Origin of the sequence: Shewanella intestini, assembly GCF_018221465.1 — a bacterium.
Lineage (GTDB): Bacteria > Pseudomonadota > Gammaproteobacteria > Enterobacterales > Shewanellaceae > Shewanella > Shewanella intestini.
The window spans coordinates 37,541-53,212 of the sequence record NZ_JAAIKR010000016.1 but is presented as its reverse complement, the minus strand read 5'-3'; the positions used below and the strand labels follow the sequence as shown (position 1 = coordinate 53,212).

Here is a 15,672-nt window from a genome sequence, read left to right as displayed (position 1 = left end):
AGAAGATGACTGAACAAACCCAAGACGAAAACAAGTTAATTGCAGAACGTCGCGCGAAATTAGATCACATCCGCGAAAACTGCCCAGCAAATGGTCACCCAAATAACTTCGATCGAAAACACAAGGCAGCTGATATTCAAAAAGAATACGGTCATTATTCTAAGCCTGAGCTGGAAGAAATGGCTATTCAGCGTTCAATCGCTGGTCGTGTTATGGCAAAACGTGGGCCTTTCTTGGTTATTCAAGATGTATCGGGTCGTATTCAAGCCTATGCAGGTAAAGATGTTCAAAAAGATCTTAAAGCCACTTACCAAGGTTTAGACATTGGTGACATCATTGGCGTAACAGGTCAATTGCACCTTTCTGGTAAAGGCGACTTATACGTGAATATGGAAGAGTACCAATTGCTAACTAAAGCATTGCGTCCGCTTCCTGAAAAATTCCACGGCCTAACTGACCAAGAAACGCGTTACCGCCAACGCTATGTTGACTTAATCGTAAACGAAGAGTCACGTGAAGCATTTGTTATGCGTTCAAAAGTGGTTACCGCGATTCGTAACTTCATGGTGAAAAAAGAATTCATGGAAGTTGAAACGCCAATGATGCACACCATTCCAGGTGGTGCTTCTGCGCGTCCTTTTGTGACTCACCATAACGCGTTAGACATTGAAATGTACCTGCGTATTGCGCCAGAACTTTACCTAAAACGTCTTGTTGTTGGTGGTTTTGAGCGTGTATTTGAAGTTAACCGTAACTTCCGTAACGAAGGTTTATCACCACGTCATAACCCAGAATTCACCATGATGGAATTCTATATGGCGTACGCTGATTACAAAGACCTAATGGACTTAACTGAAGAAATGCTAAGTTCTATTGCGACTGAACTTTGTGGTTCACCAAAACTGCCTTATGGCGAGCACACCGTTGACTTTGGCGGCCCTTACGCGCGTTTAAGCATGTTAGATGCGATTAAGAAATACAACCCAGACAACGCAACCATTCAATCGATGACTTATGAAGAAGTTAAAGACGTTGAATTTATGCGTGACTTGGCGAAAAGCCTTGGTATGACTATCGAAAAATTCTGGACTTGTGGTCAATTACTTGAAGAAATCTTTGGCGAAACAGCTGAGCCACAGTTAATGCAACCTACGTTCATTACTGGTTACCCAGCTGACATTTCACCACTTGCTCGTCGTAACGATGAAAACCACTTTATCACCGACCGTTTTGAGTTCTTTATTGGCGGCCGTGAAGTGGCGAATGGTTTCTCTGAGCTTAACGATGCACAAGATCAAGACAACCGCTTTAAAGCGCAAGTTGATGCTAAAGATGCCGGTGATGACGAAGCCATGTTTTATGATGCTGACTACATTACAGCACTAGAGCATGGTTTACCGCCAACTGCTGGTCAAGGTATTGGTATCGATCGTTTAGTGATGTTGTTTACTAACACTCATACTATCCGTGACGTGATTTTATTCCCAGCAATGCGCCCACAAGGGTAATTGTTGATTAAGCCGTTGGCTTAATAATCACCATTAAAAAACCAGCCTACTTGGAAAAGAGGCTGGTTTTTTGTGGATAGAGTAGTGAATAAACTAGTTTATTTCACACGCTTGGGTAAAGGGTATTTTAGTTTAACGTTCTCAGTTGTTACTTCCCTCTCACCAGCCCTTGGGTCAAAGAAGTACCAAATATTAAATTTTCTTTCTGTACCCCAAGTATCATGTTTTAAATCTTTCCAACCTAAATACAAAGCAATATTGGTTGCTACAGCTAATTTTGCTGGAGACGATGCTTTACCTTGAAAAGCGCTCATCACAGCACCAAGCAAGAAGTCAGCAATCTGAATGTGTTCCGATTCTTTAGAGTCTTTAGTTACTACGGTTTTGATTAATGCAGAGCCACCGAATTCTTTTTTTAACATGCTGTTCGCAATTTTATGGAAAGCTTCATCTGCTTTTTTATATCTAGATGGTAGTGGATCAACTTCTACTCTAAATTCGCACTCTCGATTAGGGTGCGCTTTTTTAACGGCGATGATTTTAGTAGATATCAGTTTTGTGAAGTGTTTACGCATAGCTAGGTCATAGTCACCATCGTGAAACTCTTTATCAACCATTCCCTTTCTAATAACTATGCAGTGAAATGCTAGCCATGAGTTTTTAAAGAAAGTATCAATTAATTCAGCATAGAATTCAGCATATTGTTTTTTATGAGCCTTTTGCCATTTTATCTCGTTATGGTAACCATGCTTTTCTCTTAATTCCCTAATAATCCTAGTAAAGTCTCCACGTCTTTGATATTTCATCCAGAGAGAGCCAAAGCCATAATATACTTGGCCATCAATTCCAGACTCATCACAGGCGACATGCCAAATAAGTTTACCTTTATTCATATGTAGCCTAGCCTCCTTACCAGAGCGTAGATTTGAGCTAATATTTTTTAAATTTAGCTACTGAACATAGGTTCTTTGATTTCATGACTTATATACAGTATCTATTTAACTTACTGTAATTTATTTTTCTATTTAAAATATACACTTGATTGCTTTAGAGTGTAAAAGTCAAAGTCGTGATGCTTCGCCCACACCCGACGAAAGGGAAACAACAGCATTTCCCTTTTCGATATCCCTTGCCGCCCCAACGAAATTACTCTTTCAAAGCGAGTAAGCCTCATGCTTATTCGAAAATAGCTAACGCTTCCGAGGGGAAGGGACGCCCCATCGGATGCGTTAGTGATTTTTGTAGATTACCGAAGCTGGCTACAAATGAAGGTTAACGCTATAAAATACTCCATTGGAAATAATCGCTTTTCAGATTATTTCGTTGGAGCGGGTGGGTGTTCCAAGAGGGAGTTGCCGCTCACTCCCTTTTGGTCGGGTGTGGGTGGAAAACCCACGATGTTAATCCAAACAAAGTTTGGAAATTTGTAAGTATGGAAATAAGAAATAAAGTCGTGGTGCTTCGCCCACACCCGACGAAAGGGAAACAACAGCATTTCCCTTTTCGCTGATTTTCATAAGAGCCTTGCCGCTCCGGCGAAGTGTTCTTCCTCATGCTACAGAGCGAATTTGCTACCGCCTCAGATTCGCCATCGCTTGTAAATGGATTTACTGATGTCACGATGGCAGGGATGCCAAGAAGTGACCATGGCTCAACTGAGGCTATGTCAGCGTCGATAGGCAGGAAGACTGAATGTCATGTAGTGCATGGATGCACGAGAATGACCTGCCTCCATCACGCAAATTTGCTCAACGCATTCGGACACTTCCAACGGAGACTGTTGAGCCTGCAAGTTCATTTGTTGTTACATAACCCATTTTTTATAGCTTTAAACTGATTTTTATTTTCTATGAAAGCTGCAATTGAATTGAGGTAAGCAAGAAAATTGCGTGAGTCTGGCCATGGCCTTTCTCGCACATCCATGTGCTTCAAGGCATTTAGTACATCCTGTACTTAAGATTCTGGCTAGCTTTCGAGGGGAAGGGACGCCCCATCGTAAGCGTTAGTAATTTTTGAAGATTACCGAAGCAGCCTACAAACGAGGTTTAAAGCTATTGATTCCTCCATTGGAAATAATCGTTTTTCAGATTATTTCGTTGGAGCGGGTGGGTGTTCCAAGAGGGAGTTGCCGTTCACTCCCTTTTGGTCGGGTGTGGGTGGAAAACCCACGGTGTTAATCCAAACGGAGTTTGGAAATAGATGCCTGAAAATTTTGCTGTTTAAATTTCGTTGGGACTGCGGGGCGTAGCTCTTAGTCAAAAGCAAGAGGGAGTCGCAGTTCACTCCCTTTTGGTCGGGTGTGGGTGGAAAACCCACGGTGTTAATCCAAACGAAGTTTGGAAAGATAAATGTTGTTTGGAAATAAAAACGTTATTTCAAAATAACAACGAAGTTTGAAACTCACCCATGGATAAAAAAAATTAACCATTTGTATGTAAACATGATGGACGCTGGCAAGGCGTTACAAGAAAAAATATTGCTCCAAATGTTAAATTGTATGATCAATTGACATTTTAAATGTACATAAATGATACATTCGATCGTTAACTTTAAACATAAATCACTTTAAAAGCGCTTGTTTGGGGCTGGATCACGTTTCAGGTTAACTCGTATTGGCTGAATTAGTGAATCGTATTGTAATACAAATATCGTAGCCATTAGATAGTATTTAATATGAAATCTAACCTTATTACTTTAGTTGCTGTTGGATTGGCTTTGCTAAGTCCGAATGCAATGGCGACTTCAATAGACTTTAGACACGAATACAAACACAGCACTGATCGGCACGCAAGTCGTGTAAAAATCGGTCATACCTTTGATAAAAAATACGCCGTTTCTTTAGAACTTAAATACAAGGGTAAAGATGCGGAGTTTATGAAAGATCTCCATTTTAATGGTGCTGAACTGGCGTTTGGCTATAAGTTAAAGTTAAATGACCAGTGGACTTTATCTCCAGGTTTGCCAATTGAAGTGAGTTCTTCTGGTAATAAGACCTACAAACCTCAACTGCGATTAACCTATTATCCAGGTAATATTCAAGGTTTATCGATAAGTGGTCGTTATCGTTTAGATATGAAACCGAGTGAAGATATAAAGCGTTTACGCCATCGCTTTACGACCAACATTGGTTATAAATATCAAAATTGGAGCTTGGGTTTAGAAGGTAATTATTATTATGCCGACCATTCAGATTACATATTATTCAATAATAAACGCACCAATTATGAAACTAACTTAACCGCGCATTACAAAGCGGGTAAGTGGACACCATGGGTTGAATTTGGTGATGTGTTGGTGGACAGCCACACCAGTCAACGTGAATTAAGAAGCCGTGTAGGTATCCGTTATAGTTTCTAGTATCACTACATAATAGATTGCGCACCATAACAGCGTTTCAAAGGCGTTCATCAGAGCAGCTAGTTTAAATAGCTGCTTTTGTTATTGGCTAAATATGCCTTTAATAAGTTGGCCGAGTGAATGGGATTCGTCATCCAAAATGCATGTTTAATCCGTCGTCGCTTGATAACTAATTCGATAAACCGCATTGGCGGCGTCATCAGACACTAACAATGCACCATCTGGCATGGTTAACACCGCAACTGGGCGTCCCCAGCTTTTCTCTCCCTGTAACCATCCGGTTGCAAAAGGCTGATAATCTACCACTTTACTGCCTTGCAGTTTGACCTGCATGATGCGGTATCCCACTTTACTGCTGCGGTTCCATGAGCCATGTTGGGCGATAAAAATATTGCCATAATATTGAGCCGGAAATTGCTTACCTAAATAAAACTCCATGCCTAATGCCGCCACGTGCGCTCCTAAATTAAGCTCGGGCGCGGTATTAAGCTTAGCCTTGTTTGGATCGTAAAACTCCGGATCAGCTATGTCAGTATTGTGCACATACGGAAAGCCAAAATGCTGCCCAACTTGGGTGACTCGGTTGAGTTCGTCATCGGGTAAATCATCGCCCATCATGTCGCGGCCGTTGTCGGTAAACCATAATTGACCTGTTTGTGGATGAAAATCAAACCCCACGCTATTACGTACTCCGCGGGCAACCGTGGTGACTTTTTTAGTGTCGACATTCAATTTCAAAATAGATGAAAACGGCAATGGTTCGTCACAAACATTGCAAGGTGCGCCAACGGGGATATACAGCTTGCCGTCTGGGCCAAATTTAATGTTTTTCCAGCCGTGGTGTGACTTATTGGGTAACTTGTTATAAACCAATTCTGGGGCAGGAATGGTAGGAAGTGATTGTTCTATGTTGTTATAGCGCCATATTTTATCGACCTCGGCCACATATAAACTGCCTTGATGAAATGCTAAACCTGATGGCATAAATAAATCTTTGGCGATAGTAATTTGTTGGTCGGCGCGGTTGTCATTATTGCTATCAATTAACGCGTAAACATTACCTGCTCGGCGACTGCCAACAAAAACGGTGCCGTTATCTCCTAATGCCATTTGCCGAGCATTAGTGACTTTGTCAGCATATAAATCAATTGAAAAACCTTTAGGTAAGGTGATGTTTTCAAGTGGTAACGCATGGGATGAAACTGATATTGACAGTGGCGTGAGTAACATTGTCAGCAATAAAGCGGGCTTTAGCATGGTGGCATCCTTGTTTTAGCAATTATTGAAATTGCGGTTACATCAATGAACCTTAAAACTGTGGTGATTTTATCTTATAAACGGCTTTATTTTAGTAAGTTACTTTAAATTAGATATAGTTGCTAGCGTCCGTTTTCACGGCGATGATAGGCGAGTGCAAGTTGGATTAAAGCGCTTATTTTAAAGCTTGAAACAAACCATTAGGCTGTAAATGGTGTGACTTTTTGCCAATGATGTTGGCTGAGTAACTGATGTTTGCCATTAAAGATAAAGATAAAGATAAAGGTTAATGGCAAACATGTAGATGTGTTTATACTGCTGACGAATGAATTAGCAACTGAGCTGACGCGAGTGTGAGCGTTACGGTTACATTCTTGAGTCCATTTTCTTTATTTTTAAACTGATTAATTGTTTTGACCATTGGGATTGGTCAATACCGTCAATCCAAATGATGTTGCTGCTTCGAGTTTCGCCTTTACGTAAGTAGGTTTCTGGCATTCTAAAAATAGCTTTCCATACTTTTACCGTTTGCTGTTTTAGCAGGTGGCCATCGTCGGCAAATAAACTGATTTCAAGCGCTATCATCACATAATGTTCAGGGCTGTTACTGCTCAGTTCAAAGGTTAACCCTAAGCGATCATCGTCCCATTGATGTTTGATATAGCTGATTTTAACATCGCCTTTCGCGGTTGATTTCAATAAGGCCGCTTGAGTTATTGCTGCTTGGGTTAAGGTAGGAACTTGGTCAATATTTGGCGTTGAAGCGAGTTCGGTTGCGGGTATGACCGGATTTGAGATTGATCCAGAAGTCGCTTGAGTGAATGTGCTAGCCGTCGTGTTGCTCGTAGTATTAGCTGCAGTTGCTGAGCTTGTTTGTTCTATTGTGGCTTTTTGAGTATCAGGTCGCTGACTGGTTAAAATGACATATTCCCAAGTGAAGTCATCATTAAGCTGCACCACTGCGCCGTTGTCTAAGGTGATACGGGTGAGCTCATTTGCAAAAGTTGGCATAGCCAATAACAGTATAAATAGCGCGGCAGATTTGTGCAGTGCGGGGGACATAATAGATAACCTTCAGCTTAGATGAGTGGACGACAAAAATAACGTTAAGGTTACCATGTTATGCTAAAAGCGTGATAACCGCCTGCGCCCTCCAAGCACAAAAGATAAAAATGCACGAATAAGGCGTTAGTAATGCAAGCCATTACGGCCATGCTGTTTGGCGATATAAAGCAAACGGTCGGCTTCTTTTATCAATTGATCATGGCCATTAGTGCCATTAGGTTGCATGGTAGCGACTCCAATGCTGGCGGTTAAGATAGCGAGGGTGGGCGAATATTTGTTGGATATTTTCAGGGCACGAATTTGTTCCAATAGTTTTTTTGACAAGTTTACCGCCTGTGTTTTGGTCGTGTTACCGAACACTAAGGCAAATTCTTCGCCACCGTAACGTGCACTTAAATCGCCAGTGCGTTGTCCAAAGTTTTTAAGAATGTGGCCAATGGATTTCAAACATTCATCGCCAGCTTGGTGGCCGTAAGTGTCATTTAGCAGTTTAAAGTGGTCAAGGTCGACCATAGCGAGTGAAATTGGCATATTAAGGCGCTTACAGCGACGCCATTCATCACTAATGAATTCATCAAAATAGCGGCGATTAGGAATAGCTGTTAAACCGTCAATGCGCGACAAGTTAAGGACTTTTTCTTCGGCGACTTTTCTTTCGGTAATGTTTTGGTGAGAGATAACAAAATAGGCTTTGTCATTGGTTATAAATGGCGTGGTGCGCATCATAAACCAGCGCTTATCAGTTTGGCTGTGGCATGGGTATTCAAAATAAAAGTTGTCTTGTTGTTTATTTATCACCGCGCGAATACCTTTGGCAGCTTTAATGCCAAATTCATCTCCCATCGCAGCGGCGTTGTCACACACTGCTAAGTAATTAACATCATCCCAAGGGTCGTTAATAGTACATTCGTTTAATTGACTAAATGTCTTCCAGGCATGATTCACAAACACAATATTACCTTGGGTATTTATGACCACGATGTGCTCGGTCATAGTGTCGAGAATGGATTTGAAAAAGTTAAATGATTCAATCATATTGCGTCCATTGCAAACCTGTGTTGCACGCATTACCGACTATTGATAACTGCCACAACGTGCTGATGCCGTCGGCAGCGATGCGATGATATAGGCATGGGCACAACTGAAAAGTGCCTTAAATATAGCACATATTTAACCCATGATAATGTCAGTGATTTAGGGTTTGCTAATGCTTTATTTGTATTGTTAATCAATGTGTTATGGTTTTTTTTTGGGTGGGTGTCATGCTGGAAGTAAAGTAACGGTTGTTAACAATGTGGTTGTTGATGTCAGTTACTTGCGCAATTGACATCAACAACAAACTGACATTGATGGATTATTTAGTCCATGCAAAATCGCTAAACATAGGGTCAACAGGCGTTTTAGCGACATGATTAACGTAGTTACTGATGACTTTTTGTGACAAGCCTAAGATAATTTCCAGCACTTGTTGCTGCGCATAACCTGCTGCAAAAAATTCAGCTATTTGTTCGTCAGTAACATTACCGCGTTGACGTACCATTGCCAAAGTAAATTTATGTAATGCTTGAAGTTTTTCAGTTGGCATTGCAGTTTGATTGCGTAATGCTTCGGTTAATCCCGCGTCCACTTTCATCGAGTGCGCAATAGCGGTATGAGCTGGTACGCAATAATGACATTCATGTTCAACATTAATGGTTTGCCAAACAACGGTTAACTCTTCGGCGTTAAATGAAGTGCTGGTGAAGAGTTGGTTTAATTGCGTGTATGCTTTTAAGATTTCAGGTGACTCAGCCATCACGCCATATAAACCAGGAATAACGCCAACTTGTTTAATTGCGCCTGCTAAAATTGCTTTGCTTTTTTCAGGTGCTGATTCAGTTGTGTGAATAGTAAATGTCGTCATGTTCAATGCTCCGGGTCAGAATAATATAAAGTGTCGTTACGTTGGCAAGCTGCAGTTGTTTGCCCCGTGGATGAAATAAACTATAGATAAAAATGAACGACTGTTCAAGTTGAATCTGAACGATTGTTCATTTAATTTATGAGTTGTTGGTCTATACTATTGATTTTAAAGTGTTAAGTTTTTTAAAAATATTATTCATTGCAATACTTCTGGCGATTGAATGGCTAAAAATAGTTATCTCAACTTGTCAGTACTCATTATTACCGCTCAGTGAACATGTTTATTTGTGTGCGATTTAGGGACAAGTCCTGTCGTTATTGAGTATCAATCAATGATGCGGACAGGGTGGTAAATAACCCTAATATATGGCCGTTAAATACAAGCGCAGCAAATAAAGTACGCCGCAATGATTAAACCTTTGTCCTTAAGGCGTTATTTCTTAAACTCTGTCGTTTAGGTTGGCTGCACAACGTCAATAGATGCCATATAATGTAATGATTCATCCTAGTTACCTTTAATATCGAGCGAAAAATGGAAGTCGAGCTATTAGAAATTCGCAACTTCATCCGCCAATACCCGCCTTTTGATCAATTGCCAGAAACTGCCTTAGTGGAAGTCTCAAAAAGTGTTGAGATATCTTATTATCGCGCTGACTCAATGGTGATTGAATTTGCCGATAAAATACACGATCTGTTTATGATCCGCAGTGGTGTGGTTGAAATGTATCGGCGTAATGGTGAGTTATATAATCGTCTCGATCAGGGGGAAATCTTTGGTCAAATGGGGCTACTCACCAACAACAAAGTACGCTACCCAGCTAAAGCACTAAAAGACACCTTGCTGTATTGTATTCCAGAGCAAATATTTGAAGAATTTTGTGAGCGTTATGATGTGTTTGCCGACTTTGTTGAAGCTGAAGGCAGCACCCGTTTACAACAAGCGGTTGAAGATAATAGCGATGACGCCAATTCGTTAACCACCTCAAAAGTGAAAACCTTGCTGCGCGGCGCACCAGTGATGTTGCCTACTGATACTTGCATTCAAAATGTGGCAAAAATCATGACGCAAGAGAATGTCTCAGCGGCCATTATTCAAGACCCCACTACCAGTAATGAAGGCAGTAATAGCTTTGTGGGTATTATTACCGAGCACGATATTTGCGCCAAAGTGGCCGCACAAGGCCTTGATATGAACACCCATGTTGGTGAGGTGATGTCCACCGAGCTTATTTCGCTTGATCATAACGCCTACATTTTTGAAGCGATGATTTTAATGCTGCGCTATAACGTGCACCATTTACCGATTTTAAAAAACAAACAACCCATTGGCCTCATTGAAGTTAGCGACATTATTCGTTACGAGTCGCAAAACAGTTTGTTGATTGTCAGCAGTATTTTCCAACAAAGTAGCATTGACGACTTAATTACCTTATCGCACCAAACCAAAGATTGTTTTGTGCGAATGATTAATGAAGACGCTAACTCGCATATGGTTGGCCGCGCGATGTCGGAAATTGGTCGTAGTTTTAAGCAGCGTTTGCTTGAGCTAGCTGAAGATAAATTGGGCCCTCCGCCAGTGCCGTATTGTTTCTTAGCTTTAGGCTCAATGGCGCGTGATGAGCAGCTTATTGTTACCGATCAAGACAACGCGATTATTCTCGATAACGATTATGACGAACAGCACCACGGTGAATACTTTAAGGCATTAGCCAAATATGTATGCGACGGGCTAGCCGCGTGCGGTTATGCCTATTGTACAGGCGATATTATGGCGACCAATCCTGAGTATCGTAAAACCCAGTCACAATGGGAAGCCGTGTTCGCCGATTGGATTGAGCACCCAAACCCAAAAGCCTTACTCAACAGCTCGATTTTCTTTGATTTATATGGCGTGTATGGTCGACGCAAATGGGCAGAGCAGCTCAATGCGTTTATTTTACGTAAAGCTAAAAAGAACAATCGCTTTTTAGCTTGTCTGGCTAGAAACGCTTTAAATCGTAAACCGCCACTGGGTTTCTTTAAAGATTTTGTGATGGAAAAAGACGGTCGTCATAATAATTCTATTAACCTTAAACGTCGTGGCACCGCGCCTTTAGCCGATCTTATTCGGGTACATGCGTTAGCAATCGGTTCACAGTCGCAAAACTCGTTTAATCGTCTAGAAGATATTATCGAAGCGGGCATTTTGCCTCCTTCAAAAGGTAAGGACTTGCAACATGCAATGGAGTTTATTTCTTTAGTTCGTATTCGCCATCAAGCACTGGATATTGAGTCAGAGCAAGCACCTGATAACAACATTGAACCTGAGAATATGTCCGATTTTGAGCGCCGCAATTTAAAAGATGCTTTTTTAGTATTAAGCAGTGCGCAAAACTTCCTTAAATTCCGCTACACCGCCAACAGCATGCAACAGGCTAAATAATGCGTGATTTTAATAATCAAGAAGTGCTTAACTGGAAAGCTTTTTTACAAAACAAAGCCAGTAATAGTAAAGATAATCGCTTAACCCGTTTTTATCGTGCTAATACCTATCACAGTGAAACGCAACTCAAAGACATCGATTTTGTGGCGTTAGACTTCGAAACCACCGGATTAGATGCCAATCAAAACAGTATTATTAGTATTGGGTTAGTGCCTTTTACCTTGCAGCGAATTGTGTGTCGTGACGCCAAGCATTGGTTTGTTACGCCAGAAGATAAATTGCAAGAAGATTCCATTATTATCCACGGTATCACCCATTCAGACCTAAAAGGTGCGCCTGATCTTGAGCGTATTTTAGAGCAAGTATTGGATAAGCTCGCGGGGAAAATTGTGGTGGTGCATTATCGCAGAATTGAACGTGACTTTTTTGATGCCGAACTAAGAAGTGTTATCAACGAAGGTATTGTGTTTCCGGTGGTCGATACCATGCAGATTGAGGCTGATATTCAACAATCGAAACGCAGAAGCTTTATGGATTGGTTGAGAAATACTCAGCCAGAATCTATCCGCTTAGCCAGAACTCGCAGTCGTTATCATTTACCGACCTATGCTTCTCACAACGCATTAACCGATGCAATAGCGACGGCAGAATTGCTACAAGCACAAATTCATCATCATTTTAGCCCGAATACGCCGATTAAAAAGCTATGGCTATAGCCATTCCCCCGTTTGAAATAACAGGCCATGATCACGGTGTTTAAATGCTAAATTGCCGCCACGATGTATTATGAAACATCAACCATAAAAAAGCCGACTGACAATCATTGTCAGTCGGCTTTTTATTAGTCAGTGCTTGGTGCTTGGTGCTTTAGCTTAATAAATCACCATTAAAAAGCGCGCCGATAACCGGCGCGCTAATTAATTAGCTTGCTCTTTTTTCTGTTCTAAGGCCCATAATCAAACTGACACACATCACCAGTAAAATAACCGTGAATGGTAATGCCGTTGAAATCGCTCCCGCTTGTAAGGCTTCAATGGCTTGTTTACCACCCACCCAAACCAATGCAGCAGCAATAGCGCCTTCAATTAATGCCCAGAAAATACGTTGCGGTGCTGGCGCATCCACTTTACCACCAGAGGTGATACTGTCGATAACCAAAGAACCTGAGTCAGATGAGGTGACAAAGAACACCAACACTAAGATAACTGCAAGCATTGATAGCATGTTACCAAATGGCAATGCGTCAAAAGCTTGGAACATCGCTAACGGAACTTCCGTTAAGCCTTGAGTACCAAGTGCACCAACTTTATTTATCACTTGGTCGATACCGATACCCCCGAACACAGACATCCAGATAATGGTAACTAATGTAGGTGCAATTAATACAGCGGTCATAAATTCACGGATTGTACGACCACGTGAGATACGTGCGATGAACATACCAACAAATGGCGACCATGAAATCCACCAAGCCCAATAGAATACAGTCCAACCGTGCATCCAAACTTGGTCTTCACGGCCAATTGGGTTACTCAGGGGGATAATATTCTCAATGTAACCCATTACCGTTATTGGAATGGTACCCATTGATACTGCAAAGCAGACTAGAGCAACAAAGACAACCAGCACTAATGCCATTAGCATATTGATATTACTGATGACTTTTACGCCGCCATCAATACCACGCATAACTGATACAACCGCCACAAGCGTTACTGCAAGGATAATAATCATTTGCAGTGTCATGCTGTTATCGATACCAAACACATGGTGGAAACCGCTGGCGGCTTGTTGCGCACCTAACCCAAGCGAGGTTGCCAAGCCAAATAAGGTGGCAATAACCGCTAAAATATCAACAATGTGTCCAGGCCAGCCCCAAGTGCGATCACCTAAAATTGGATAAAAAACAGAACGCATTGAAAGCGGTAAGCCTTTGTTATAAGCAAAAAAGGCGAGTGATAAAGAAACAACGCCGTAAATCGCCCATGGGTGTAATCCCCAGTGAAACATCGTCGCACCGAGCGCAAGCTTGGCCGCTTCAGGTGTGTTTGGCGTAACGTTAAGTGGTGTTTCAAACCAACCTGTGTAGTATGCAACAGGTTCAGCGACTGCCCAGAACATAAGGCCAATGCCCATACCCGCTGCAAACAACATTGCAAGCCAAGACATGCGGCTGTAGTCGGATTTCGCTTCATCGCCTCCTAAGCGGATTTTGCCATAAGGTGACACAATCATGGCTATGCAGAACAGCACAAATATATTGGCTGACCACATGAATAAGCTATCAAATGAATTAATAATTTGTAATTTTATGCCATCTAAGACAGCTTTGGATGTTGCTGGTTCAACCAATAAAATGGCAATAATGAAGAGCCCAATAAGTGAGGCGCTAATGCCAAATACTGGGTTGTGAACGTCAAATCCCCATTTTTGTATATTATCTTGTCCAACGGTGTAGTCGGTATTATCTATGCTGTATTTATCTTTTTTAGTATTCATCGATCCTCGTTTAGAAGAATTTTCATTCGCAAAAATGTAGTTATATTTTAATTTATAAGCGCACATTTTGCAGTAATCTGTATTAAGCGATGACGTTTTATGTCTATTTTTAGAGTAAAATATTGAAAATAAAATAAAAAGACTAACAATACACTGTGTTTATACGTAAATCTGTCGAATTTTTCATGGTTTTGGCAACTTAACCCTGATTGGCTTAATTTGATTTATCCTCCCTTATTTATCCTCGCTTATTTATCCGCGAAACGGTATTTCATTCCCCCATAAACGCGCCGTTTTTGCATTGGGGCAGCATTGTTGTTCACCTTGATATTGCGCCAATCATTGTGTGGCATATTGCCCCTTAATGGCAGTGCTAAAGCCAAAGGGATTTTTTGCTACAGCAAAGTCTGCGTTTAATGAACGCATCTATTAACCCCAACGCATTTGAGGCACAATAGCGCCCAAAATATTGCAACTCACTTATAAGGGATCACTATGACACAACTAACCATCACGACGCCGGACGATTGGCATTTGCATTTTCGCGACGGTGATATGTTAGGTGAAACCGTGCCTGCTACTGCGCGTTTATTCCAACGTGCGATTGTGATGCCAAATTTAGTGCCACCGGTTACAAATGCTGCAATGGTGAATGCTTACCGTGAACGCATTATTGCGGCACGTCCTCAAGGCAGTCACTTCGAACCGTTAATGACTTTGTTTTTAACTAACACCACCAGTGCCCAAGATATCATTGATGCCAAAGCGGCTGGTGTGGTTGCGGCTAAATTGTATCCTGCGGGAGCAACAACTAACTCAGATGCAGCGGTAAAAGCCTTAGATGCATTATTTCCTATCTTTGAGGTTATGGCTGAGCAAGGTATGTTATTGCTGGTTCATGGTGAAGTGACCGAATCGCATATTGATATTTTTGATCGTGAAAAAATCTTTATCGAACGCTACATGTCGCGCATTGTAACGGCAATGCCGCAACTTAAAGTAGTGTTTGAACATATAACGACTAAAGATGCTGCTGAATTTGTTGCTGCTGCGCCAAGCAATATTGCCGCCACCATTACCCCGCAACACTTATTGCTAAATCGTAATGATTTATTGGTGGGAGGCGTGCGCCCACATAATTTCTGCTTACCGGTTCTTAAACGCAATATTCATCAGCAGGCTTTGCAAGCGGCGGTGGCAACGGGTTCAAGTAAGTTCTTTTTAGGTACAGATTCTGCGCCACATGAAAAACACCGTAAAGAGTCTGCTTGTGGCTGCGCAGGTTGTTATAGCGCGTGGAGTGCACTTGAGTTATATGCTCAAGTGTTTGATGAGTTAGGTGCGTTAGATAAATTAGAAGGCTTTGCTAGCTTACATGGTGCAGACTTCTACGGTTTACCACGTAACCAAGGTAGCGTGACATTAGTGAAAGAAGACTGGACAGTGCCAGAGCAAATTATTTTACCTAATGGTAATCCAATTGTGCCGTTTTTTGCTGGTGAAACCGTGAAATGGAAAATAAAAAAGTAATCACCCGAAAGGCGTAAATTGGGTTATTCATCCTCATGGGGATTTAGCGCAAACCATCTTATATTAAGACGGATTCGTCAACGTGCAGGTTATTGCTAAGCCAGTCATTTTTATTAAAACCGTCCATAGTTG

General features: G+C 41.5%; 11 protein-coding genes. 5 read left to right on the top strand and 6 right to left on the bottom strand.

Features of this window, described 5'->3' with window-relative positions; translation table 11 throughout:
• Positions 1-5 precede the first annotated feature (5 nt).
• Positions 6-1,508 carry a lysine--tRNA ligase gene (gene lysS, locus G3R48_RS14465; RefSeq protein WP_153665831.1) on the top strand — a complete coding sequence of 501 codons (1,503 nt, stop codon included), beginning with the start codon at positions 6-8 and terminating at the stop codon, positions 1,506-1,508.
• Between the two features lie 98 nt (positions 1,509-1,606).
• Here lysS and G3R48_RS14460 read toward each other — a convergent pair whose 3' ends face one another.
• Positions 1,607-2,401: a DUF3800 domain-containing protein gene (locus G3R48_RS14460; protein ID WP_055024908.1), complete on the bottom strand. Its 795-nt coding sequence runs from the start codon at positions 2,399-2,401 to the stop codon at positions 1,607-1,609.
• Positions 2,402-4,181: 1,780 nt separating this feature from the next.
• Here G3R48_RS14460 and G3R48_RS14455 point away from each other — a divergent pair.
• Positions 4,182-4,865, top strand: a complete 684-nt coding sequence (locus G3R48_RS14455; RefSeq protein WP_153665833.1) for an oligogalacturonate-specific porin KdgM family protein — start codon at positions 4,182-4,184, stop codon at positions 4,863-4,865.
• 147 nt (positions 4,866-5,012) lie between these two features.
• Here the strand turns inward: G3R48_RS14455 and G3R48_RS14450 are convergent, their stop codons facing one another.
• The 4 genes from G3R48_RS14450 to G3R48_RS14435 all read right to left on the bottom strand — a co-directional run bounded on the left by G3R48_RS14450 (position 5,013) and on the right by G3R48_RS14435 (position 9,090).
• A complete protein-coding gene (locus G3R48_RS14450) occupies positions 5,013-6,122 on the bottom strand; it encodes a PQQ-dependent sugar dehydrogenase (protein ID WP_153665835.1) in 1,110 nt (369 codons plus the stop codon).
• 366 nt (positions 6,123-6,488) lie between these two features.
• The gene (locus G3R48_RS14445; RefSeq protein WP_153665837.1) at positions 6,489-7,184 is read right to left on the bottom strand and encodes a DUF3157 family protein; all 696 of its coding nucleotides are present in this window, start codon (positions 7,182-7,184) and stop codon (positions 6,489-6,491) included.
• A gap of 126 nt (positions 7,185-7,310) precedes the next feature.
• The gene (locus tag G3R48_RS14440; RefSeq protein ID WP_153665839.1) at positions 7,311-8,222 is read right to left on the bottom strand and encodes a sensor domain-containing diguanylate cyclase; all 912 of its coding nucleotides are present in this window, start codon (positions 8,220-8,222) and stop codon (positions 7,311-7,313) included.
• Between the two features lie 319 nt (positions 8,223-8,541).
• Positions 8,542-9,090: a carboxymuconolactone decarboxylase family protein gene (locus G3R48_RS14435; protein ID WP_153665841.1), complete on the bottom strand. Its 549-nt coding sequence runs from the start codon at positions 9,088-9,090 to the stop codon at positions 8,542-8,544.
• Between the two features lie 531 nt (positions 9,091-9,621).
• Between G3R48_RS14435 and G3R48_RS14430 the strand changes: the two genes are divergently transcribed.
• Positions 9,622-11,511, top strand: a complete 1,890-nt coding sequence (locus G3R48_RS14430) for a DUF294 nucleotidyltransferase-like domain-containing protein (RefSeq protein WP_153665843.1) — start codon at positions 9,622-9,624, stop codon at positions 11,509-11,511.
• Positions 11,511-12,227: a 3'-5' exonuclease gene (locus G3R48_RS14425; RefSeq protein WP_153665845.1), complete on the top strand. Its 717-nt coding sequence runs from the start codon at positions 11,511-11,513 to the stop codon at positions 12,225-12,227. Before G3R48_RS14430 ends, G3R48_RS14425 begins: the two co-directional genes overlap by 1 nt.
• A gap of 205 nt (positions 12,228-12,432) precedes the next feature.
• Here G3R48_RS14425 and G3R48_RS14420 read toward each other — a convergent pair whose 3' ends face one another.
• Positions 12,433-14,010: a BCCT family transporter gene (locus G3R48_RS14420; protein WP_153665847.1), complete on the bottom strand. Its 1,578-nt coding sequence runs from the start codon at positions 14,008-14,010 to the stop codon at positions 12,433-12,435.
• Between the two features lie 495 nt (positions 14,011-14,505).
• On the opposite strand from G3R48_RS14420, the gene pyrC reads away from it, so the two are divergent.
• Positions 14,506-15,540: a dihydroorotase gene (gene pyrC, locus G3R48_RS14415; protein WP_153665849.1), complete on the top strand. Its 1,035-nt coding sequence runs from the start codon at positions 14,506-14,508 to the stop codon at positions 15,538-15,540.
• Positions 15,541-15,672 lie beyond the last annotated feature (132 nt).